This window comes from Burkholderia sp. WSM2232, from assembly GCF_000472545.1.
Taxonomy (GTDB): Bacteria; Pseudomonadota; Gammaproteobacteria; order Burkholderiales; family Burkholderiaceae; genus Paraburkholderia.
This window is the reverse complement of record NZ_AWZV01000032.1, coordinates 30,612-52,100: the sequence shown is the minus strand read 5'-3', so window position 1 is coordinate 52,100 and position 21,489 is coordinate 30,612. Positions and strand designations below refer to the sequence as shown.

Below are 21,489 nucleotides of genomic sequence, written 5' to 3'. Positions count from 1 at the left end.
CCCGATGCTATGTCCATGCAGCTTGCGGCTCGCAGGGTGCCCGCGTGGACGGACCGCGCGGGCGGCACGCAGTGCGGATCATGACGACTTGCGCACGCGCAGATACCAGTCACACAGCAAGCGCACCTGCTTCGGCGTATAGCCCTTCGCCACCATGCGATTGACGAAGTCTTCGTGCTTGCGCTGTTCTTCCGCCGAACCCTTGGCGTTGAACGAAATGACCGGCAACAGTTCCTCCGTATTTGAGAACATCTTCTTTTCGATCACCACGCGCAGCTTTTCGTAGCTGATCCACGCGGGATTCTTCCCCGCATTTGCAGCACGCGCGCGCAACACGAAGTTCACGATCTCGTTGCGGAAGTCCTTCGGATTGCTGATGCCCGCCGGCTTCTCGATCTTCTCCAGCTCGGCATTCAGTGCCGCACGGTCGAAGCTCTCGCCGGTGTCGTGATCGCGGAACTCCTGGTCCTGAATCCAGAAATCCGCATACGTCACATAGCGATCGAAGATGTTCTGCCCGTATTCGGAGTACGACTCGAGATAAGCCGTCTGAATCTCCTTGCCGATAAATTCCGCGTAACGCGACGCCAGCACGTCCTTGATGAACGACAGGTACTTCTGCTCGGTTTCCGGCGGGAACTGCTCGCGCTCGATCTGCTGTTCGAGTACGTACATCAGATGCACCGGGTTGGCCGCGACTTCGGTGGAGTCGAAGTTGAACACGCGCGACAGGATCTTGAACGCAAAGCGGGTCGACACGCCGGTCATGCCTTCGTCCACGCCTGCGAAGTCGCGATATTCCTGGTACGACTTCGCCTTCGGATCGGTGTCTTTCAGGTTTTCGCCGTCGTACACCTGCATCTTCGAGAACAGGCTCGAGTTCTCCGGTTCCTGCAGCCGCGTGAGCACGGACATTTGCGCCATCATTTTCAGCGTGCCTGGCGCGCACACCGCATTGGCCAGCGACGAGTTGCGCAGCAGCTTCTCGTAGATCTTGATCTCTTCCGAATAGCGCAGGCAATACGGCACCTTCACCACGAAAATCCGGTCGAGCAAAGCCTCGTTATTGCGGTTGTTGCGGAAAGCCTTCCACTCCGACTCGTTCGAGTGCGCGAGAATCACGCCGTCGAAAGGAATCGCGCCGAAGCCTTCCGTGCCCTTGAAGTTGCCTTCCTGCGTTGCGGTCAGCAGCGGGTGCAGCACCTTGATCGGCGCCTTGAACATTTCGACGAATTCGAGCAGGCCCTGATTCGCGAGACACAGGCCACCGGAGTAGCTGTAGGCGTCCGCGTCGTCTTGCGCATACTGTTCGAGCTTGCGGATGTCGACCTTGCCGACGAGCGAGGAGATGTCCTGATTGTTCTCGTCGCCAGGCTCGGTCTTGGCGATGCCGATTTGCCGCAGGATGGATGGATAGCGCCGCACCACGCGAAACTTGCGGATGTCGCCGTTGTACTCGTGCAGGCGCTTGACCGCCCACGGGCTCAGAATACTTTTGAGGTAGCGGCGTGGTATGCCGTATTGCTCTTCGAGGATCGGACCGTCCTCGTCGTAGTCGAACAGACCGAGCGGCGATTCGTTCACCGGCGAGCCCTTGATCGCGTAGAAAGGCACGCGCTCCATGAGCTGCTTCAGCCGTTCCGCGATCGACGACTTACCGCCGCCGACCGGGCCCAACAAATACAGAATCTGCTTCTTTTCTTCGAGCCCCTGGGCCGAGTGCCGGAAGTAGGCGACCACCTGCTCGATCACCTCTTCCATTCCGTAGAACTCACGGAATGCGGGGTATACCTTGATGACCTTGTTCGCGAAGATGCGCGACAGGCGCGGATCGTTGCGAGTGTCGATCTGTTCAGGTTCTCCGATTGCCGTCAACATGCGTTCGCCAGCAGTGGCGTACGCGGCGGGATTGTCTTTGCAGAGCGCGAGGTACTCCTCGAGCGAGAGTTCATCTTCTCGCGTTTTCTCGAAGCGGGTCGCGAAACTGCTGTAGATATCCATGCTACCTCCTCGCCGAAGTCTGGATCGATGTCGTGCGCGGCGCGCTATTCGGAAACGACATCGCTCGAATTCATCCTAAACCCTTTTAAATTTTTTTTCACGAACTACGTTGCGAAAATCGCGCCGTGTTCGCCTCCCTACAATCATCACTTGGAAACCACGTTTCGACCACCTACAATCTTGCGCGTCGAACGATGCCGCCAGCCTGCATAAATGGCCACGCGAGTGAGCGGCTTTCCTGGGTTTTCCGGGATCTTCCTGCCTCTGCGCACCACTCGTTTCGCACACTCAGCCTTGCTTACGTTCATGCGCTCCTTGCACACGCACGTGGCGTACCTCGACGCTGCGTATCGCTGCAACATGGGCCGCCGCATCACGTATTTCCGCGCTACGTCACCGCTGTTTTGTGCTTTCGCCTCTTTTGTTCGTCATGTTTCGAGAGCCGGTTCTTACAGTCGTTTAGTCTAAGGGCCGCGTATCTGTTACACGTCGATCGACCAAAGTTGCACGCACACTTCGTCGGCACGTCCATGCAGTTCGTCCATGTATGCGAGCATTCGTTCCATACCTCGCCACGCCTCGTTTGCTATCGACACGATGCTTCACATGCCTCGCATAAGCGCGTCGATTTTCGCGCCGCTTAACTATGTGTGCCGCTTAACTGTGCCGGCTAACTGTGCCCGTTAGCTGCACCGGTTAACTAGTTAACGGCCCGGCGCGCAATCGGTTCAATAGGGTATACGGCTACGCGGCCAAGGAGTCCTCGCGGAGGCGCCACACGTAAGACGGCCGCCCCAGGCGGAGGCTCGTGTGTTCACCGCTCGCCTGTTCGCCTCGTCGTTTGTAATGCGCCGTTACAAGCACGGCGCACAGTGATGCCTGACATCGAGTCGCATGACACAGTGTCACGCGCTCAGGTAAGTTCGATCTCGACCTCTCCAAGGCCGTCGATGTGGCCGCGCACGACGCCCGGTTTGCCCACATTGTGCGCACCAACGTAAGAGCCGGTGGTCAGCGTCCAGTCGGGTTCGATCGTAATGCCCATGGCGGCGCAATGGTTGACAAACCACACCAGCAGCTCGCGCGGATCGCCTGCCGGATTGCCGGTGGCCTCGGGTACCAGCGACTCGCCGTCGAAGCTCAGTTCCAGTTCCGGCGACACGAAGTCGAAGCCGCGCGCGAGTCCTGCATACGAGACCGGATGGCCGGTGACGAGTGCACCGTTGTTTTGCGCGTCGGCAAGCTGGGCGAGATGCGCGACGTTCGGCCACTCGGCAAAGCGGCTGTCGACAATTTCAATGGCGGGCAGCACTTCGCCGACCAGCGCCAGCACCTCGTCGCGCGTGTAGGCACGGCTGCGCGGCTCGATTGCCTCGGTAAAGCGGAACGCGATCTCCAGCTCTACCAGCACGCGGAAGAACCGTGCGTGCTCGACGCGCGCGGGCGACGGCAGCACCAGTGACGCCGGGATGGGCGCGCCCGAGGTAGGTCCGCCCGGCGCCTTCGCGCCGATTTTCCACGCCCCGGTGGAGTCCCCGAGGCCCGCAATGACCGCCTGCTGGATCGCGTACGCGGTGGCGGCGTCCGGCGGCATCTGTTCGGCGGGAAGCCCGTCTATCGGCCGATGCTGCCGGCGTGCTTCGACGAGGCGGTGCGCGAGGTCGTGTGGCGTCATGTCGGTCCTTTGTGGCTGGCGCATTTAAATGTCTGTTGCAGCGCGAAGGTGGTGAATGGGTGAGCGGCCGGCCGCTGGCCGCTCGGGCCGCTCGGGCCGCTCGGGCCGCTCGGGCCGCTCGGCGGCTCGGCGGCTCGGCGTTGACAGGCGGCCCGACGCCATACGCGTCGGGCCGCACTGCCTCGGCGCGGTGCCCGCAACTCATGCTCTACCGGCGTGCCTCGCGGTGATGGTCCGCGATCTGGCTACGAATTACCGTCGCCGCGCTCGTCAATGTACCGGATCGCGAGGCTCACCAGGGCGCCCGCCGCTTCGCAAATGCCACTTGATGCGCACGCCATAAAAAAACCGCGCTGCGTAAGCAAGCGCGGTTTGCATTGGAGTGTTTCTGTCCAGGGTAACAGCGGTTCCGTCAGGTGGCCGGATCGGGCGGCTGGCCGGCCCCGAATCGGGCGCTTGGATCTGGCGCGCTTATCCGGCAGCCCGGTCAGGCAGCTTCAGGCGGCGGCCAGATCGGGCCGCTGACTCGGCCATTCACCGGCCTAGTGGGGTCAGGCAGTGGGGTCAGGCAGTGGGGTCAGGCAGTCGGATCAGGCAGTGGGATCAGGTAGTGGAATCAGGTAGTGGAATCAGGTAGTCGAGTCAGGTGGTCGAGTCAGGTGGTCGAGTCAGGTAGTCGAGTCGAGTTGTCGAGTCAGGTGGTCGAGTCGAGTTATCGAGTCAGGTTGTCAAGTCGAGTTGTCGAGTCAGGTTGTCAAGTCAGGCAGTGGAATCCGGCAGTGGAATTAGCACCGGGACAGGGCAGCCAAATGGTCAGTGAAACGGGACAGCGAAACGGGACAGTGAAACGGGGCGCCCCTTTGCCGCCTCTCGGCCCCTCGGCCCAACGCCGCCTCGCCCCCTACAGCCCACCTCCCACCGCCCACCGCCGTCAGAACGTTTCCCAATCCTGATCGCCACCCGCGGTAGCGACGGCCACCGGCTTCGTGGCCGCGCGCGGCACCGGGTTGACTTTGGCCGCTGCTGCGGCGCCCGTCGGCGCGACCGACGCCGCAGCAGCAGCCGGCGCATGATCCGCCGTCACAGGCTGCGCCGCGACGGCAGCCATCGCCCGCGGGGCGGAACCGGCACGAGCCCCCACCCGCGAAGCTGGGCGTGCGACAGAAGCCGGGCGCGCCACAGCGGACGTAGCGCGCACCGGAACGTGTTTCGCCGCCGCGCTAGCCGAAACCTTGCTGCCGTCGTCGCCGAGCTGGAACACGGCGACCGCCTGACGCAGCTTGTCCGCCTGGTCCTCCAGCGACGATGCGGCCGCCGCCGCTTCCTCGACGAGTGCCGCGTTTTGCTGCGTGACTTCGTCCATCTGCGTGACGGCGCGCGCCACCTGATCGATGCCGCCGCTCTGTTCCTCCGACGCCGCGGCAATTTCGCCCATGATGTCAGTCACGCGCTGCACGGCGCTGATAATTTCGCCCATCGTGCGGCCCGCCTCGTCGACGAGCGCGGAGCCCGACTGCACGCGGTCCACGGAAGTATCGATGAGTTCCTTGATCTCCTTGGCCGCCGCCGACGAGCGCTGTGCAAGACTGCGCACTTCGCCCGCCACGACGGCGAAGCCGCGTCCCTCTTCACCGGCCCGCGCCGCTTCCACGGCCGCGTTGAGCGCCAGAATATTGGTCTGGAACGCAATGCCTTCGATAATCGAAATAATGTCCGCAATCTTCGCGGAGCTCTGGTTGATCTCGCCCATGGTGCCGACCACCTGGCCGACCACCGCGCTGCCTTTGTTGGCGATTTCCGACGCATTCGCGGCGAGCGCGCTTGCCTGGCGGGCGTTGTCCGCGTTCTGCTTCACGGTGCCGGTCAATTCTTCCATGCTGGAGGCTGTCTGCTGCAAGGCCGACGCCTGCTCTTCGGTGCGCGATGACAGGTCGATGTTGCCGGCCGCTATCTCGCGCGTCGCGGTCGCAATCGACTCGCTGCCGCCGCGCACCGCGCGCACCGTTTCGGTCAGACTGCGCTGCATCTTCGCGATGCCTTCGAGAATCTGGCCCATTTCATCGCGCGAGGTCACCGCCACCTGGCGGCGCAGATCGCCGGCGGCGATCGCGTCGAAATGCACGAGCGCTTCGGACAGCGGCCGTGCGATTGCCCGGCTGAGCGCCATGTACGACAGCAGCGCCGCGAGCGCGCCAGCAACCAGCGCGCCGATGCTCACCATGCGGAACTGCTGGAAGCTCGATTGAGCGGCATCGTAACCGGCCTTCGCGAGATCGAACTGAAACTTGCGCAGAGCGTCGTCGGCGTTCGCGAGTTCGTTATAGGCGACCTGCATGCGCTTCGCGCCGTCGACCAGTTTGCCCTGTTCGCCCGCCGCGACGACCGCCGCGAATGCGTCGGCCTGCTGATGCAGCGCTTCGCGCTTGCCGACCACTTCGCGCGCAAGGCGGTCTTCCTCGGCCCCGCGCGGCAGGTCCATGTACTTCTTCCACCACATGTCCGAGGTGGCGCGCATGGTGCGGGCGCGCTCCAGCGTCGGCGCCGAGTCCGGCGTGCCCATCATGAAGGCCGCGCGGTCGAGCGCGAGACGCTCGCGCGCCGCGAACAACTCGGCGTTGCCGATGTCGACGGCGCTCGGCATGGAGTTCGTGAACGTCTCCTGGTAAGCGTCATTCGAGCGACTCATGCCGAATAAGCCGAATGCCCCGATGCCGACGAGCAGCGCCGCGAGAAATGCCATGGTGAGGCCGATGCGGGCCTTGATCGAAATGCCCTTGTTCAACATACATGTCCTGTGCGTGGAGGCTGCGGCGCAGCGAATAGAAATCTGATGACGCGCGAGGCACCGTCGCGATTGCGTCGGATCGGCGCTCTGATAAACAGCGTTAACGGCACGCCACAAGCGGACTTAAAGCTTTTATGTAGTCTGATGAAAGGCGGCGGCCGGCGCACGGTAAGAGTTACAAAGGTGCCGGTGTGGCGATGATCGGGCGCGGAGCGTCGGCTGGGGGACGATGAGGCGTCGGAGGTCAGGCAAGGAGGCGCAGTCGGTGTCTCCCGCGTGGTGCGGGTGACGCCAGTTGAGACAAGTGACGCAGGGAGCGCATAGAAGGCGGAACGCGCGCGCCAAAGGGTCAATCCGCGCGGGTGCGGGAAGCCCGCTTCCTTAAACCCCGCGTAGTCCGCGGAATGCCAGTCACGCAGCGAGCACCGGAAACGCGCGCCGGGCGCGCCAAAGGGTGAACCACGCGGGCGCGGGAACGCCGCTCTCCTGAATCTCGTGTAATGCGGGCAATTCAGGGAGCACCGGAAACGCGCGCGCGACGCACCAAAGGCGTCAACCGACGCCGGCCTGGGAACGCCGCTTCCCCGAAATCGCGCGGCGCGACACGTGGCCGCGCCGGTCACCTGACCGCAACTTCAACCGCCGAGTTCGGCACGTCTCGGTATGGAGGGCTGCGCACCGGCGCGCGTCACGGATAGCGCCGCGGCGCGCTGGGCGAAACGGATCGCCGCTTCCACGCCCACGCCCTCTCCGAGTTGGGCGGCGAAGCCGCCGATGAAGGTGTCGCCGGCTGCGGTCGTATCCACGGCCTCGACTTTCGGCGCGTCGTAGAGCACTGGCGCTGCGCCTTCGAGCGCCGCCTGCACGCCGCGCGGCCCGAGCGTCACCAGCACATTGCGGGCGCCGGCCGCGCGCAGCACGGCAGCGGCCGTCGCCGCTTCTTCGGGCGAGCCCACCGGCAAGCCGGTCAGCGTCGCGGCTTCCAGTTCGTTGGGAATCAGATAGTCGATGAGCGGCAGCCACTGGGCGGGCAGCGGACCGGTGGCGGGCGCAGGGTTCAGGATTACCGTCTTGCCGAGGCGCCGGGCCGTGGCGAGCGCCGCGTACACCGTATCGAGCGGCGTTTCCAATTGGCAGATCACCACGTCGGCCGCGGCGAGCACGGCTTCGTGGCGTGCAATGGTGTCAGGCGTCACCTCGCCGTTGCTGCCCGCCACGATGACAATCGCGTTCTGGCTCGCATCGTCGACGATGATGAGCGCCACGCCCGTCGCCTCGCGGCCGGTTTCGAGCGCCGTGCAGTCGATGCCTTCGGCCTCGAGCCCCGCGCGCAACTGCGCACCGTTCGCGTCGGCGCCAACGCAGCCCAGCATCGCCACGCGCGCGCCGAGCCTCGCGGCCGCCACAGCCTGGTTGCCGCCCTTGCCGCCCGGGACCTGAGCGAACGTACGGCCGGCCAGCGTTTCGCCGGGACGCGGCAGGCGCGGCGCGCGCGCCACCAGGTCCATATTCAGACTGCCGACCACCGCCACGCGTGAGCGCGTTTCCTGACTTGCCACTCAATTCTCCTGTTGTGCTGCTTTTCTAACGTGCTTTTCAAGCGCGCGGAAGCGCTGACGCACCCGACCCCGGCGACCAGGCAGACCCGGCAGGCCCGGCCAAGCCCGGCGGGGGCAGCGCTCAGGCCACCAGATGGCGTTTGCCGGCGCCCGCCCACGTCGACGTCGATTCGCGCACGATGAGCCGCGGCGAGACGACGCGCCGGCGGCTGCCCGGACGTGCGCTCGCCGACGACTTGCCGGCAATGCGCTCGATTAGCGTCTGCGCGGCCATGTCGCCGAGCGCGCGCACCGACTGCCCGACCGTCGAGAGTGCCGGATAGGTGAAGCGTCCCAGTTCGATGTCGTCGAAACCGATGATCGAGCAATCGCGCGGCACGCTGATATTGCGCTCGGCCGCGGCGCGCAATGCGCCGATGCCCATCATGTCGTTACAGGCGAAAATCGCCGATGGCTTGACCGTGTCGAATAGTTGCCCGGCGGCGCGATGCCCGCCGGTGCCCGAAAAGTCGCTTTCGACAATCGCGTCCGGCGGAATCTCGATGCCGCGCTCGGTCATCGCGCGGATAAAGCCGTGCACGCGCATCGCGCTGACTGCGGTATCGACCGGCCCCGTAATGCAACCGATCCGCACATGCCCCAGTTCAAGCAGATGACGGGTGGCGAGATACGCGCCCTTCTCGTGGTCAATCTGCACGAGGTCGGCATTCACGCCTTCGATATTGCGGTCGACGATCACCAGTGGCTCGCGTGCGTCCGCGAGCGTCTGCGCGAGCACGGCGTCGTCGCCGGCGGACGCGACGATCAGCCCGTCGATGCGCTTTTCCTGCAGCACACGCAGATAGTTGCGCTGCTTCGCGGGATCGTCGTCGGAATTGCAGAAGAACACGCAGTAGCCGTTGCGCGCGCAACCGTCTTCTATGCCGCGCGCAAGCTCCGCGAAGTACGGGTTGGTGCTGTTGGGCACCACGAGCCCGATGGTCGCGGTGGCGCGCGCCTTCAGCGAACGGGCCACAGCCGAGGGCACATAGTGAAGCTGGCGAATGGCGAGTTCGACCTTCGCGCGCACGTCGGCCGACACGGGCCGCGAATTGTTCACGACGTGCGATACCGTCGTGAAGGACACGCCCGCCACGGCTGCTACATCCTTGATCGTCGCCATAACCTGTTGCTCTCCCGCCTGTTTTTCCCGCCGTCAGGCTCACTGCCGACCTTGGGACGTCCTCATCGAACCCGCAATACCCATGAATTCTTACGCTTTACCGCAAACCACCCTTCAAATGCCCGACCCACGCTATCCTGACGATGTCAGGCGCGCTTGCGGCGGCTGCGGTACGTATCCAGCACCACGGCCACCACGATCACCGCGCCGGTGATCATCCGCTTGGTCGGCTCGTTCGCGCCGATCTGCGCGAGCCCCGCCGCCAGCACGGAAATGATCAACACGCCGAAAAACGTGCTGATGACGGAACCGCGCCCGCCCATCAGACTGGTGCCCCCAATCACCACCGCTGCAATCACCTGCAGTTCCACGCCGACGCCGGCATTCGGGTCCGCCGCCTCCAGACGCGAAATCTGGAACAGCGACGCGAGGCCCGCTAGCGCGCCCATCAGCGCGAACACGATCACCTTGTAGGGCCGCGGATTGACGCCCGCGAGCCGCACGGCTTCCTCGTTGGTGCCGATGCCCACCAGATAGCGGCCGAACACCGTGCGCGTGAGCACCAGTTGCGCGATCACCATGACCGCCACCGCAATCAGGAAGGCCGGCGAGATGCCGAGCGCAATCGGGTTCGACAGAAAATCGAACGCGTCGCCGATATAGGCGGTGCGCGAATTCGTCATCTGATACGCAAGGCCGCGCGCGGCCTCGAGCACGCCGAGCGACACAATGAACGACGGTATCCGCCAGCCCACCGTGACCGCGCCGGTAATCGTGCCGGTCAGCGCGGCCGCCGCGACACCGAGCAGCGCCGACGGCAGCGGGCCCCAGCCCCACTTGAGCGCGGCCACGCTCACCACCGACGCGCCGAGCGCGAGCACCGAGCCGACCGACAGGTCGATACCGGCGATGATCAGCACGAACGTCATGCCGACCGACATCACGACCAGATCCGGAATCTGATTGGCGATCGTGCTGAACGTGTCGTACGTCAGGAAGTGCGAACTCAGCAGCGAGAACAGCACGATCATGCCGAGCAGCGCTCCGGCGAGACCCAGATAGTTCGAAAACCCGAGCCGCGTGCCGGCCGGTTTGCCGCTCGCGAGCGGCGCCGACGGATCGGCCGGCGGTGCGGCGTTTGTATTCACGCCGGCGGCACCGGCATTGCCGCCGCGTTTTGCGCCCGCCGTGTCGCGCAACGATTGATCGGTCATGACAAGCTCCCTGCTTCATTGGTGTCGAGGTCGTGCAACAACGCTTCGCGGCTGCGGTAGCCGGCGAAAGCGGCGGCCAGCAACGCGTCCTGCGTCCACGTGTCGCGTTCGAACACGCCCGTCAGGCTTCCCGCCGACATCACGCCGATCCGGTCGCAGATCAGCATGAGCTCGCGCAGGTCGCTCGACACCACGACGAGCGCGCGCCCTTCCCGAGCCAGCGCACCCATCAAGCCATAAATATCGAACTTCGCGCCGACGTCGATGCCGCGCGTAGGTTCGTCGAATAACAGCACGCGGCAATCGCGCGCAAGCCAGCGGCCGATCACGACCTTCTGCTGGTTGCCGCCCGACAGCTCGCCGACAATCTGCCCCGGACCCGAGCTGCGGATTCGCATGGCGTCGATCTGCTTTTGCGCGAGCGCGTTCTCGCGCTTCGCATCGACGACGCCATGGCGCGCCACGCTGCCGATGTTGCCCAGCGACACATTGGCTGCAATCGGCTGCGGCAGCAGCAGGCCCTCGCCTTTGCGGTCCTCGGTAATCAGCGCGATGCCAGCGCGCACCGCGTCCGAAGGCGAATCGATCCGCACCGGCGCGGGCGGCGTGCCGGGCGCCGGGGCAAGCGCCACACTGCCGCCGTCTTTCTGGTCGGCGCCGTAGATGAGCCGCATCAACTCCGTACGGCCTGCCCCGATCAGGCCGCTCACGCCGAAAATCTCGCCCGCGCGCACCTCGAACGACACGTCGCGCACCACCTTGCCGCGAGAGAGGCGCTCGACCTTCAGAAGCGGCGCGCCGATACTGCGCACGCCCAGATCGATCTGTTCGCCGAGTTCGCGGCCGACCATCCACGTGACGATTTCGTCGCTGGTCAGATTGGCCATGGCGTCGACGTGCACGAGGCGGCCGTCGCGCAGCACCGCGATCTGCTCGGCCACCCGCGCCAGTTCCTCGAGCCGGTGCGAGATGTACACCAGCGCGACGCCGCGCGCCTTCAGGCGGTCGATCTGCTCGAACAGCAGGTCGACTTCGCGGGCGGTCAGCATGGCGGTCGGCTCGTCGAGGATCAGCACGCGGCAGTCGTCGATCAGATTGCGCGCGATCTCCACCATCTGCTGATGCCCGATGCCGAGTTCGCCCACCAGTGTGTCGGGGTCGATCGCGTCGAGCCCGACTTGCGCCATTGCGTGGCGCGCGTCCTCGCGCAGCTTGCGGCGGTCGATCCAGCCAGGCAATCGCCCCACGCGCGGCAGGCGGTTGAGAAACAGGTTTTCCGCAACCGACAGCGTGGGCAGCAGGTTCAGCTCCTGCATGACCATGCGCACGCCGAGCGCTTCGGCTTCGGTACGGCTCGCCGGTGCATAGGGCGCACCGCCGAGCCGCATGGTGCCCGCCGTCGGCTCGACGAGTCCGCCGATAATCTTGGACAGCGTGCTCTTGCCGGCGCCGTTCTCGCCGGTGAGCGCCAATACCTCGCCGGCGCGCAACGACAAGGAGACGTCGGCGAGCACGGGTTCGGCATAGGTCTTGCCGATGCCGCTGACGGACAGTACAGCAGGCAAGGCTTCGTGGTCGGTTGAATCCATCGCGATCCTGTTTCGCGGCGCTACGCCGCCCTGCCCGATTCGCTCGAACAAGGCGGCGCCTGGCGCCGCGCGGTCAATGCCGGCCCAATACGCGGAATGCGCAGGCACCAGGTCTGCGCTTCTCTCCCCACGCAGCCGCCGTCATGACGCTTACCTCTGGAATTAACGGCTGCCCCGCAGCTTTCTTGAGCCGCTATCGGCCGGCTATTGAGTGTTCATTGGATAGTAGGCGCGGATTCGCGGTTCTGACGTGGTGCGAATCCGCCCGACTCGTGGCCGGCGACGCCTGAGCGAAGAGCGAGCGGTGACACAGCATTGATCGAGAGATGATTTGGGCGACGTTGCCGTCGCCGCTCGTATGCCGTTCGATTCTCGTTCATGGCCGCTCACGTGCCGCTCACGTGCTGCTCAAGTGCCGCTCACGTGCGGCCGATATGCCGCCTCGGGCGCCGCTTCGGCCACCGTTTACTTCGTGACCAGGTCGCACGGCGTTTCGACCACGCCCGACAGCTGCGACTGCTTCTTGTGTTCGCTCAAGGCTTTAAGCGCGGTGTCGATGCCGAACACAGCCTGCTTCGCGGCGTACTGGTCGGCGGTGGCGATCACGCGGCCGTCCTTCAGCATCGGCTTGATTGCGTTGATGTTGTCGTAGCCGACCACGTACACCTTGCCCTGCTTGCCCGCCGCGCGCACCGCGGAAACCGCGCCGATCGCCATGTTGTCGTTGCCCGCGAGCAGCGCCTTCAGGTTCGGGTACTCGTTGAGCATGGCCGAGGCCACTGCGTTGCCCTTGTCGATTTCCCATTCGCCGGACTGCACGGACACCACTTTGGCGCCGACGGTCTGCATAGCGTCCTTGAAGCCGGCCGTGCGCTGCTGCGCGTTGGTCGTGGTCGACACGCCCTCGATAATGCCGACCTCGTCGCCAGCCTTCAGCTTCTTCGCGAGGTAGTCGCCGACCTTTTGTGCGCCCTTGCGGTTATCCGGTCCGACGAAGGGCACGTTCAGGTCCTTCGACTTCAGCACCTCCGGGTCGAGCCGGTTGTCGATGTTCACGACGATGATGCCCGCGTCCACCGCCTTCTTGACGACCGGCACCAGCGCCTTCGAGTCGGCCGGAGCGAGCACGATGGCGTCGACCTTCGACACGATCATCTGTTCGACGATGCGGATCTGGTTGGCGGTGTCCGTTTCGTCCTTGATGCCGTTCGTGATGAGGTCGAACTGCGACGAGTTGTGCTTCTGGTAGTCCTTCGCACCGTTTTCCATGGTGAGGAAGAACTCGTTGGCAAGCGACTTCATCACCAGTGCGACTTTGGGCTTGTGAGCCGGCGCGGTCTGGGCAAAAGCGGCGGAAAACGGCAACGCGGCGCTAGCGGTGGCGAGGATTGCTGCCGCCAGGATGCGGCGGCGAATGCGATGGCTCATGCATATCTCCTTGGTTTGTCAGGCTCTTCTGGAGCCGTATTTTTAATTACGCGCAAACGTTTGCGGGGCTCATTTTCAGCGCATTCGAACCGAACTGTCAACGATTTGCAGTGTTGCAGTGCACCGGCTCGCTTAAACGGCGACCCGAGGCTCCGCGCCGCCACGGCGGTGAACAGTCGTGTGACGAAACGCCCGGCAGGCGAATCGCGAAATGCGTGCGGCAATGGGTCCTCACATGGTTCAGACGTGACGGTATTGCCGCCGGCTGCAAGCTGAGCCGCCGGCGGGCCGCTTATGCTGGACTTTTATTGCGCCGCATGCAAGCCGCATGAGGGAAGTTGGTGTGCTTGCGAACGGTCGGCCTGCTTTGAGCGTCGGCGTACCTGGAGCCGCCTCGCCCCCTCAAAGCCAGCCGGCCTTGCGGAAGCGCCAATAAAGAATGACGTCTACGGTCAGCATGATGGCGAGGCACAGCGGGTAGCCATAGCGCAAATGCAGCTCCGGAATGTTCTGGAAATTCATTCCGTAGATGCCGGCGATCATCGTCGGCACCGCGAACAGCGCGGCGAACGAACCGAGCCGCTTGGTCACCTCGTTCTCGGCGAGCGAAATCATGCCGAGGTTCACCTGCACGGCGGTAACCACCATTTCGCGCCGGCCGTCGATAATCCGCACGATCCGCTCAAGGTGGTCGTAGACATCGCGAAAGTAAGCCTGCATGCCTTCGCAGACGCTCGGAATGCGGCCGCCCGTCAGCTTGCTGATCGCTTCCTGTAGCGGCGCGATGTGATGCTGCAGAATGACAAGGCGCCGCTTGAGCGAATACAGATCCTGAATGATCGCGCGCGATGCCGCCGAATTGTTGCGCTCGAAAATGCGGTCTTCGATCGCCTCAATCTCGGTGTTCATCGCCTCGATAATCGGAAAGTAACGATCGACTATGTCGTCGGCGAGCGCATACAGCACGAACGCCGAGCCGGCCTTGAGCAACTGCGGTTCTCGTTCGCAGCGCGCCCGCACGTTCTGAAAGCCGGCACGCGTGCCGCGCCGCACCGACAGCACGTAATTCGCTCCGACGAATACATCCACCTCGCCGATCACCAGCTCGCAGTCTTCGTCCATCTCCACGGTGTGCATCACCGCGAAGAGCGACTCGCCGTACTCCTCGATTTTCGGGCGCTGATGCCCGTTCTGTGCGTCCTCGATGGCAAGGTCGTGCAGACCGAACTCATGCTTCATCACCGCCAGTTCGCCCGGGCCCGGATCCTTTAGCGCGACCCACACGAAACACTCGGGCCGCGCGACATAGTCGCTGATGCTGTCGATGTCGATGTCGGCGAGCTTCCGGCCGTCCTGATAGGCGGCGCAATTGATCAACATGTCGGTTACCCTGAAAGCGCAGCAGAGCGGCCCGCATCGCAAGGCGTGCGCGTATGAGGGCCCTCTGCGTGAATGGACTGTGCAACCGCCATGTTAAGGGCTGCGGGCGGGTCTCATGTATCGAATTGTTGCAGGCCGTGTCGTGCAGGACTTTCGCACGCGCATCCGGCTCTTGCGCGCACATGGGTTCTTCTTCATGATCCTTGCAAAGGGACAACAGCAAGGAGACCGCCATGCGGTGTTTCAACTCGATGACCGCGGCATTGTGCTTCGGCCCGATAGATACGGCGTGGCTGGTGAGCGACGGCAAGCCGGCGTCTGACGCGCCGCCCGCGGCCGCTTTCCCGAAGGGCGGGTCGTCGTGAGCCACCTTGTTTTCATTTGCGGTCACGCGGGAACCGGCAAGACCACGCTGGCAAAAAAACTGATCGGCCCGCTCATGAAAGCGGCCGGCGAGCCTTTCTGTCTGCTCGACAAGGACACCCTGTACGGCGGCTATAGCGCCGCGGCCATGGGCATGCTAACCGGCGATCCGAACGATCGCGACAGCCCGCTTTTTCTGCAACATCTACGCGAGCCGGAATATCGCGGCCTGATCGACACCGCGCGCGACAACCTCGAACTCGGCGTGAGCGCGCTCGTGGTCGGGCCGCTGTCGCGTGAAGTCCGCGAGAGGCGGCTTTTCGATCGCGCGTGGCTGGGCGTCGGCGACAATGTGAGCGTGCGTGTGGTGTGGGTGCATGTGTCGGAAGAAACCGCGCACCGGCGAATCGTGGCGCGCGGCAATCCGAACGACGCCTACAAGCTGGCGCATTGGGACGAGTACCGTCAGCGGCGCTTCCTGCCGAGCGGCGATATGTGCAACGATCTTCTGATGTTCGATAACACGGCACCGGAGACGGCTGACTTCGATGCGCTGCTAGCGCATATCGTCGGTGCGCCCCAGGCGGCCCCCGGACTGCTGCCACCCTTGCCGGTTTGAGGCGGACGATATGGCCGATACGGCTGATACGGCCGATACGGCCGATACGGCAACAGCGCTCAGACGCAGTGTGCGAGCACCACGAAGAACGCCCCGCATGCGGGGCGTTCTTCCATCTGTTTTTCTATTCCTGGCCGGACTTCGTCAAACCGTCGCGACCGTTTGCAACGCCTCCAGCGTCTCACCTTCATAAAGCTGACCAAAACGGTTGCCGAGGAATTCGCGCAACGACACCTGCTCCTGGCGCACAAAGCCGCGCTGCGGCAGCTTCTTTTCGCGGAACAGGTCCAGCACCGCGCACATTGCGCCCGCCGTAGTGATCTGGATTGCGCTCATCGGCACGCCGCAGACTGTCTTCGCGAAGATCTTGCGGGTGAACACTTCCTGCACCAGTTGCCCATCGCGCATGCCGCTCACGGTGATGAACACGAGCACCACGTCCTGGGCCGTGGACGGCACCGAACGGCGCATGATGCCCTTGAGGGTGTCGCGGTCGCTCGCAAGGCGCAGGTCTTCCAGCAGGAATTGCATCAGGTTGCGATGGCCCGGATAGCGGACCGACTTGTAATCGAGCGACTCGACGCGGCCCGAGAGCGTCTCACACAACGTACCCAGACCGCCGGACGTGTTGAAGGCTTCGTACTCGATGCCGTCGAGCGAAAAATGCTCGAGTCCTTCGAGCGGCTGCACCCACTGGGTGCGGCTGTCGCGGATCGCTTCGCAAGGCTGGCAGTATTCGTTGATGAGGCCGTCCACGCTCCACGTCAGGTTGTACTTCAGTGCGTTGGTCGGGAACTGCGGGAGCGCGCCGACCCGCATCTTGACGTCGCGAATTTCCGTGAAGCGATTCGCAAGCTCGTGCGCGGCAATGCCGATGAACCCCGGCGCCAGACCGCACTGCGGCATGAACGCGTGTTCGGCGTCGTCCGCAATCGCGCGGATCGCGTGAGTCGCGCGCACGTCCTCGGTCAGGTCGAAGTAATGCACGCCGGCGCCCTTCGCCGCGGCCGCCACGTTCACGGCCAGGTAGTACGGCAGCGCGTTGACGAGCGCATCGAAACCCTGAATGGCGGCACGCAGCGCGGCAGCGTCGGCGGAATCCACGCGATGCGTCGGAATGCCCTGTGCGGCGAGTTTGTCGAGCGCGTGCTGATCGCGGTCGAACGCGACGACGTCATAGTCGCCGGTTTCACGCAGCATATGGGCAATGGTGTGACCGATCAGACCTGCGCCAACAATGGCAACTTTCATGTTCTTCTCCTTTTGTCGACCCGACTGAGCGCCTGAGCGCCCTGACAGGTTCGGTTCCGTGCGCTGTCTCCAGCTTGAAGTGCGCCGCGATGAAAGCGCGGCGCGCGGCGGGCTGAACCCTTGAGCGACAGTCTAGGGAGAAGCAAAATCAGTTGATACGGACAACATGCTGCGCAATGACCACGAGATTCGACGTTTTGACGAGTCTGGCAGACAAAGCGACGAAAGCGCGTTAAAACAGCACTGACGCGAGGCGTCGTTCACACCATGCCGCGGTCGATCTTGCGCGCGAGAATGATCGAGGTCGTGGTCCGCTCGACGCCTTCCATGCCGCCAATCTGATCGAGCAGATCGTTCAGACGATCAGGCGAGTCCGCACGCAGCCAGGCGACGTAGTCGAACTCGCCGCTCACCGCGCACAACAGTTGCACTTCGGGCATCCTGCCGAGGCGCTTTTGCACCGCAGGCCCATGCTTGGGCGCGATGATGATGCCCACATACGCATAGATGCTCGAATCGAGCACGTCCTGGCCGAGCCGCACGCTGTAGCCCGCAATCACGTTGCTGCGTTCGAGCCGCGCGATCCGGGCGATGACGGTAGTACGCGCCACGTCGAGCTGGCGGGCGAGATTGGCGACGCTCTCGCGCGCATTGGCCTGAAGCAGTGCCACCAGGTTGCGGTCGAGGTCGTCGAGTTGGTCGAGGCGCGGAGGTCTCATTCGAAGAAAAGAAGTGGTCGCAGTGGTGCGGATTATCGCGCCTTCTCGCGCCGCGCGGCGGGGTCGCGCCGTTCACGCGCCGAAGCGCTCCATCACGAAGTCGATGAAGCTGGTCAGCTTGGGCGTGGCGCGCCGGTCCCGCGGATAGACAAGATGCACGGGCGCGCCTGGCGGCAGATGCTCTTCGAGCACCGAGACCAGTTCTCCGCTCTCGATCTCGCGTGCGAGCAGCGCCTCCGGTTGCAGCACAAGACCGAAGCCGCGCAGCGCGGCAACCTTGAGCGCCTGACCGTTGTTCGCGCGAAAGCGTCCGGCGCGCAACGGGTTTTGCGCAGCGCCTTCGCCTCCGAGCCGCCATGTGCCCTCGCGGCCCCAATGCAAAAAACCGAGACACTCGTGATGCGCGAGATCCGCGGGAGTGCGCGGAATGCCCGCGCGCGCGAGGTACGCCGGCGACGCGCAGGCGCGCATGCGGTACGGCTTCAACGGCCGCGCGACAAAGCTCGAATCCGCCAGATGGCCGATGCGCACCGCGGCGTCGAAGCCTTCTTCAACGAGGTCTGTTATGCGATTCGAAAGGTCCAGCTCAAGCGTGACTTCGGGCCACGCACTTAGATAGTCGATCATGGCCGGCGAAAAAACTTCGACGCCATAGGTGAGCGGCACCGTCACCTTCAGCACGCCGCGCGGCGCGGCAGCCATCGCCTCGGCCAGCGACTCGACGTCCTTCACATCGGCAAGAATGCGTCTGCATTGCTCGTAGTACTGCCGGCCGATCTCCGTCAGGCTTTGACGGCGCGTGGTGCGCGTGAGAAGGCGCGTGCCAAGCCGGCCTTCCAGCGACCGTATGTGCTTGCCGACCATCGCCGAAGAAATCTCGAAACGTTCGGCCGCCGCGGTCAGACTGCCCGCCTCCACCACGGCCACGAAAATCTCCATGCTGACGAATTTATCCACCCGCTATTTCCTGTTCGTTTCGGTTGTAAGCGTTTGTCGCACCAGAGCCGCATTGTAGGGATATCGTGATACTAATAGCGCCGACGGCAAGGACCGGGCGATCCGTCATCAGTGCGAGGCCGCGCAGGTTCCGGCACAGCGCAGGCGGGCCGCTCGCCACACGCCCTATTCCGGTCCGTCACAATTCGAACAGACATCAGGAGTTTCGATGAAAAAAGCACTGGTCTTGCTGGCCTCCGCAGTCGCGATGAGCGGCGCATTCGCACAAGCTTCGGCGCCGGCCGCAGCGCCTTCGGTGGCAGCCGCCTCCGCACCCGCCGCACCCGCCGCGAAAGGCGGACACGAACGCAATGTCGAAGACCGCATCGCCTATCTGCATTCGCAGCTGAAGATCACGCCGGCGCAGGAGCCGCAATGGAAAGCCTTCGCCGACGTGATGCGCGGCAACGGCCAGACGATGGGCGAACTGTTCAAGGAGCGGCGCGCCGCGACCAATGTGTCGGCACTCGACGACATGAAGCAGTACGCAACCATCGCCCAGGCACATGCAGACGGCATGAAGAAGCTGGTGGACGCATTCGATCCGCTTTACAACAGCTTCTCCCCGGAGCAGAAGAAGCTTGCCGATACGACGTTCCGTCACGAGGGCGGTCCTGAGGGCCGGCATGGTCGTCATGGCAAGGGCAAGAGCGGCAAGACCGCGCCGGCCCCGGCAAGCGATGCGACGGTGAAGCCGTAAAGGCTTCTCGGTCGCAAGGGTCGCGCGGATTCTCGCGCTATGAATTCGGCGCTACGAATTCGGCGCGACGAAGCGGTGCCGCGCGGTGTCGGTGCGCTCACCACGGTTTATTAGCCGAGCGCACCGCATATTGGCTTGCATCGCATTCGGAATGAAGCGCGCCGTAAGACGATTCTGGCATGATGCGGGTCCGCGATCGATGACGCCACGTCACGATGCCGCGGCCTACCCACGTTGACACATATCATCTGCCGCTTCATGAACGACCTGACGAACCTCGACCTGAGCCACGACGCCGCCGCCCGGCGCGTCGTCAAAGACGAAACGGTCACCGTCGAATTTGCCGCCACGCAAGGCGAATTGATGAGCCTGGAAGGCCCGAACCGGTACATGCCGGGCGACGCGCTGATCACCGGCTCGACCGGCGACCGTTGGGTCGTATCGCGCGCACGCTTCGACGCCAAATACGTCCCCGCCGACGCCGCGCTCGCGCATGGCGAGCCCGGTGCCTATCGCAACCGACCCGCTGTCGTGCTCGCGAAACAGATGCACGAGGCGTTCTCTCTGGCGCGTTCGGCCGACGGCGGCGATGTGCTGCGCGGCGCAGCCGGCGACTGGATCATGCAGTACGCGCCGGGCGATTATGGCGTCGTGCAGGCCGACCGCTTCGCCAAGGTCTACCGGTTCGCAGACTGAAACGCCGTTATGCGAATTCGTCGCCGAGATCCACGGTGACTTCGCGCGGCACCGTTTCGCCGTTCGCATACTGTTCCTCGAGCGAGCCGATGCTCGCCTCCACATACGCGCGCAGCACTGCGAAGCTGCGGCCACGCAGCCGCGCGGGCAACGCACGGTAGCGCGCGAGTGCCGCCGGCGCGATCTCCACCGTCATGACGATGCGTCGCGCCGTCGCGCCGAAGCGCATGGCCACCCAGTGAATGGCGAGCGTGGGCGTGCCGTCTTCGGCCGGACGCTGGATAAACTGCGTCTGCTCGGGAAAGAGATCGCTGATGACGCGCGCCAGTTCCTCGAACTCGGGACTCGCGCAGTCGTATTGGTAAGCTTCCATGAATGTGCCGAAAGTTATAGGCATGCGGTGGCAAGCCGCCGATTGTAGAGCAATCGATGCAGGCAGCGGCTCCGCCTACCGCGGCAGTCGCGTCATGCTTTGCGCGCCGGCATGTCGAAACGATCTGAAAAGCAGCCCCGCCACCACGACCGCTGCGAGCGCATACACCGCGTCGACTGCCGCGAGCGGCACCAGCTGCGCCTGGAAGAGCGCTGCGGGCACGTCCACGAGCGCATGCAGTGCGATGGCGAGCGGCAGGATGGCGCGCCAGCCGGCCCTCAAGCCGCGCCACATCAGCACCGATAAACCGATCTGAAAGACGAACGCGGCTACCCGTTCAAGCGCGAAAATGCCGGCCGTCTGCGGCGTGAGGCTCGCGAGTATCAAATGAATGCGCATGACGGATTCGCCCGGCAGATTGCTCAGATAGCTGTCGAGCTCGCCGCGGTTTTCGAACACCGCGAACAGAATCCATTGAATCTGCACCAGCACGCCGACGAACCACGCCTCTGCGCCGCCATGACCGAGGCCGTAGGCGAGCGCGGTCCCGTCGTCCGTGCGCGGAATCTGGTCGACCGAAGCGGCTTTTGCCGTTGTACCCGCCTGAGCAGCTACCGCGGCCCTTGCCGCCGCGCGCTTGATCAAGAGGCGCATGCCGATAAAGCGGCCCACTTCTTCACAGATGCCCGCGGCCAGCGCGCCATACACGACAAAAGCGAGCGGATGCGACAGCAGGCTTGCCGTCGCCTCGTTCCGATGCAGCGCGAAGTCGTTGAGCGCCCGCTCGATGACCATCGCGAACAGCGCGAACACGGCGATGCCGGCAATCGCGGCGCGCGGCTCCAGCGCGAGAGGCCGGCGCAGACGTCGGTAAATGAGAAAAGGCAAAGCGGCGACGCCAAGCGTCGCGAGTACGAGGCTCGACAGGGTAAGCGGTGCAACGACCATGTGTTTCCTTGCGATGACCGGCGCACAACCG

18 protein-coding genes are annotated in these 21,489 nt (G+C 64.2%); 4 read left to right on the top strand and 14 right to left on the bottom strand.

The window, feature by feature from the left end; all coding sequences use genetic code 11:
- Positions 1 to 78 precede the first annotated feature (78 nt).
- The 9 genes from F757_RS0125035 to corA all read right to left on the bottom strand — a co-directional run bounded on the left by F757_RS0125035 (position 79) and on the right by corA (position 14,793).
- Positions 79 to 2,001 carry a PrkA family serine protein kinase gene (locus F757_RS0125035; RefSeq protein ID WP_013339422.1) on the bottom strand — a complete coding sequence of 641 codons (1,923 nt, stop codon included), beginning with the start codon at positions 1,999 to 2,001 and terminating at the stop codon, positions 79 to 81.
- A gap of 913 nt (positions 2,002 to 2,914) precedes the next feature.
- Positions 2,915 to 3,676 carry a 2-keto-4-pentenoate hydratase gene (locus F757_RS0125025; RefSeq protein WP_027213777.1) on the bottom strand — a complete coding sequence of 254 codons (762 nt, stop codon included), beginning with the start codon at positions 3,674 to 3,676 and terminating at the stop codon, positions 2,915 to 2,917.
- Between the two features lie 931 nt (positions 3,677 to 4,607).
- The gene (locus tag F757_RS0125020; RefSeq protein ID WP_027213776.1) at positions 4,608 to 6,461 is read right to left on the bottom strand and encodes a methyl-accepting chemotaxis protein; all 1,854 of its coding nucleotides are present in this window, start codon (positions 6,459 to 6,461) and stop codon (positions 4,608 to 4,610) included.
- A gap of 635 nt (positions 6,462 to 7,096) precedes the next feature.
- On the bottom strand, positions 7,097 to 8,020 hold the full coding sequence (rbsK, locus tag F757_RS0125015) for a ribokinase (protein ID WP_027213775.1): 924 nt from the start codon (positions 8,018 to 8,020) through the stop codon (positions 7,097 to 7,099).
- A 121-nt stretch (positions 8,021 to 8,141) separates the two neighbouring features.
- A complete protein-coding gene (locus F757_RS0125010) occupies positions 8,142 to 9,182 on the bottom strand; it encodes a LacI family DNA-binding transcriptional regulator (RefSeq protein WP_027213774.1) in 1,041 nt (346 codons plus the stop codon).
- A gap of 146 nt (positions 9,183 to 9,328) precedes the next feature.
- Positions 9,329 to 10,396, bottom strand: a complete 1,068-nt coding sequence (locus F757_RS0125005) for an ABC transporter permease (protein ID WP_027213773.1) — start codon at positions 10,394 to 10,396, stop codon at positions 9,329 to 9,331.
- Positions 10,393 to 11,985: a sugar ABC transporter ATP-binding protein gene (locus F757_RS0125000; protein ID WP_027213772.1), complete on the bottom strand. Its 1,593-nt coding sequence runs from the start codon at positions 11,983 to 11,985 to the stop codon at positions 10,393 to 10,395. Before F757_RS0125000 ends, F757_RS0125005 begins: the two co-directional genes overlap by 4 nt.
- A 465-nt stretch (positions 11,986 to 12,450) precedes the next feature.
- On the bottom strand, positions 12,451 to 13,413 hold the full coding sequence (locus tag F757_RS0124995; RefSeq protein WP_027213771.1) for a sugar ABC transporter substrate-binding protein: 963 nt from the start codon (positions 13,411 to 13,413) through the stop codon (positions 12,451 to 12,453).
- A 402-nt stretch (positions 13,414 to 13,815) separates the two neighbouring features.
- The gene (corA, locus tag F757_RS0124990) at positions 13,816 to 14,793 is read right to left on the bottom strand and encodes a magnesium/cobalt transporter CorA (RefSeq protein WP_013339432.1); all 978 of its coding nucleotides are present in this window, start codon (positions 14,791 to 14,793) and stop codon (positions 13,816 to 13,818) included.
- A gap of 233 nt (positions 14,794 to 15,026) precedes the next feature.
- Between corA and F757_RS36875 the strand changes: the two genes are divergently transcribed.
- Positions 15,027 to 15,158, top strand: a complete 132-nt coding sequence (locus tag F757_RS36875) for a hypothetical protein (RefSeq protein WP_269660916.1) — start codon at positions 15,027 to 15,029, stop codon at positions 15,156 to 15,158.
- Complete coding sequence (locus F757_RS0124980; RefSeq protein WP_027213769.1) at positions 15,155 to 15,775, top strand: AAA family ATPase; 621 nt, start codon at positions 15,155 to 15,157, stop codon at positions 15,773 to 15,775. Before F757_RS36875 ends, F757_RS0124980 begins: the two co-directional genes overlap by 4 nt.
- Positions 15,776 to 15,919: 144 nt before the next feature.
- On the opposite strand, the gene F757_RS0124975 is transcribed toward F757_RS0124980, so the two are convergent.
- The 3 genes from F757_RS0124975 to F757_RS0124965 form a co-directional block, all read right to left on the bottom strand.
- Entirely contained in the window at positions 15,920 to 17,026 is a 1,107-nt protein-coding gene (locus F757_RS0124975; protein WP_027213768.1) for a saccharopine dehydrogenase family protein, read from the bottom strand.
- 260 nt (positions 17,027 to 17,286) lie between these two features.
- Positions 17,287 to 17,745, bottom strand: coding sequence for an Lrp/AsnC family transcriptional regulator (locus tag F757_RS0124970; protein WP_027213767.1), 459 nt, complete (start codon positions 17,743 to 17,745; stop codon positions 17,287 to 17,289).
- Positions 17,746 to 17,817: 72 nt separating this feature from the next.
- Positions 17,818 to 18,702: a LysR family transcriptional regulator gene (locus F757_RS0124965; protein WP_027213766.1), complete on the bottom strand. Its 885-nt coding sequence runs from the start codon at positions 18,700 to 18,702 to the stop codon at positions 17,818 to 17,820.
- Positions 18,703 to 18,910: 208 nt separating this feature from the next.
- Between F757_RS0124965 and F757_RS0124960 the strand changes: the two genes are divergently transcribed.
- Both F757_RS0124960 and F757_RS0124955 read left to right on the top strand, forming a co-directional pair.
- Positions 18,911 to 19,441: a Spy/CpxP family protein refolding chaperone gene (locus F757_RS0124960; protein ID WP_027213765.1), complete on the top strand. Its 531-nt coding sequence runs from the start codon at positions 18,911 to 18,913 to the stop codon at positions 19,439 to 19,441.
- A 258-nt stretch (positions 19,442 to 19,699) separates the two neighbouring features.
- Positions 19,700 to 20,137, top strand: a complete 438-nt coding sequence (locus F757_RS0124955; protein WP_027213764.1) for a PGDYG domain-containing protein — start codon at positions 19,700 to 19,702, stop codon at positions 20,135 to 20,137.
- Between the two features lie 7 nt (positions 20,138 to 20,144).
- On the opposite strand, the gene F757_RS0124950 is transcribed toward F757_RS0124955, so the two are convergent.
- Entirely contained in the window at positions 20,145 to 20,510 is a 366-nt protein-coding gene (locus F757_RS0124950; protein ID WP_027213763.1) for a DUF3022 domain-containing protein, read from the bottom strand.
- Between the two features lie 75 nt (positions 20,511 to 20,585).
- On the bottom strand, positions 20,586 to 21,458 hold the full coding sequence (locus tag F757_RS0124945; protein ID WP_027213762.1) for a YhfC family intramembrane metalloprotease: 873 nt from the start codon (positions 21,456 to 21,458) through the stop codon (positions 20,586 to 20,588).
- Positions 21,459 to 21,489: the final 31 nt, after the last annotated feature.

What these genes read in the sequence shown, in the direction of transcription:
- corA (WP_013339432.1), bottom strand. Translation starts at nt 14,793, where the DNA reads ATGTTGATCAATTGCGCCGCCTATCAGGACGGCCGGAAGCTCGCCGAC.
- F757_RS0125020 (WP_027213776.1), bottom strand. Translation starts at nt 6,461, where the DNA reads ATGTTGAACAAGGGCATTTCGATCAAGGCCCGCATCGGCCTCACCATG.
- F757_RS0124945 (WP_027213762.1), bottom strand. Translation starts at nt 21,458, where the DNA reads ATGGTCGTTGCACCGCTTACCCTGTCGAGCCTCGTACTCGCGACGCTT.
- F757_RS0124955 (WP_027213764.1), top strand. Translation starts at nt 19,700, where the DNA reads ATGAACGACCTGACGAACCTCGACCTGAGCCACGACGCCGCCGCCCGG.
- F757_RS0125005 (WP_027213773.1), bottom strand. Translation starts at nt 10,396, where the DNA reads ATGACCGATCAATCGTTGCGCGACACGGCGGGCGCAAAACGCGGCGGC.
- F757_RS0124995 (WP_027213771.1), bottom strand. Translation starts at nt 13,413, where the DNA reads ATGAGCCATCGCATTCGCCGCCGCATCCTGGCGGCAGCAATCCTCGCC.
- F757_RS0125035 (WP_013339422.1), bottom strand. Translation starts at nt 2,001, where the DNA reads ATGGATATCTACAGCAGTTTCGCGACCCGCTTCGAGAAAACGCGAGAA.
- F757_RS0124975 (WP_027213768.1), bottom strand. Translation starts at nt 17,026, where the DNA reads ATGAAAGTTGCCATTGTTGGCGCAGGTCTGATCGGTCACACCATTGCC.
- F757_RS0125025 (WP_027213777.1), bottom strand. Translation starts at nt 3,676, where the DNA reads ATGACGCCACACGACCTCGCGCACCGCCTCGTCGAAGCACGCCGGCAG.
- F757_RS36875 (WP_269660916.1), top strand. Translation starts at nt 15,027, where the DNA reads ATGCGGTGTTTCAACTCGATGACCGCGGCATTGTGCTTCGGCCCGATA.
- F757_RS0125000 (WP_027213772.1), bottom strand. Translation starts at nt 11,985, where the DNA reads ATGGATTCAACCGACCACGAAGCCTTGCCTGCTGTACTGTCCGTCAGC.
- F757_RS0124970 (WP_027213767.1), bottom strand. Translation starts at nt 17,745, where the DNA reads ATGAGACCTCCGCGCCTCGACCAACTCGACGACCTCGACCGCAACCTG.
- F757_RS0125010 (WP_027213774.1), bottom strand. Translation starts at nt 9,182, where the DNA reads ATGGCGACGATCAAGGATGTAGCAGCCGTGGCGGGCGTGTCCTTCACG.
- F757_RS0124960 (WP_027213765.1), top strand. Translation starts at nt 18,911, where the DNA reads ATGAAAAAAGCACTGGTCTTGCTGGCCTCCGCAGTCGCGATGAGCGGC.
- F757_RS0124950 (WP_027213763.1), bottom strand. Translation starts at nt 20,510, where the DNA reads ATGGAAGCTTACCAATACGACTGCGCGAGTCCCGAGTTCGAGGAACTG.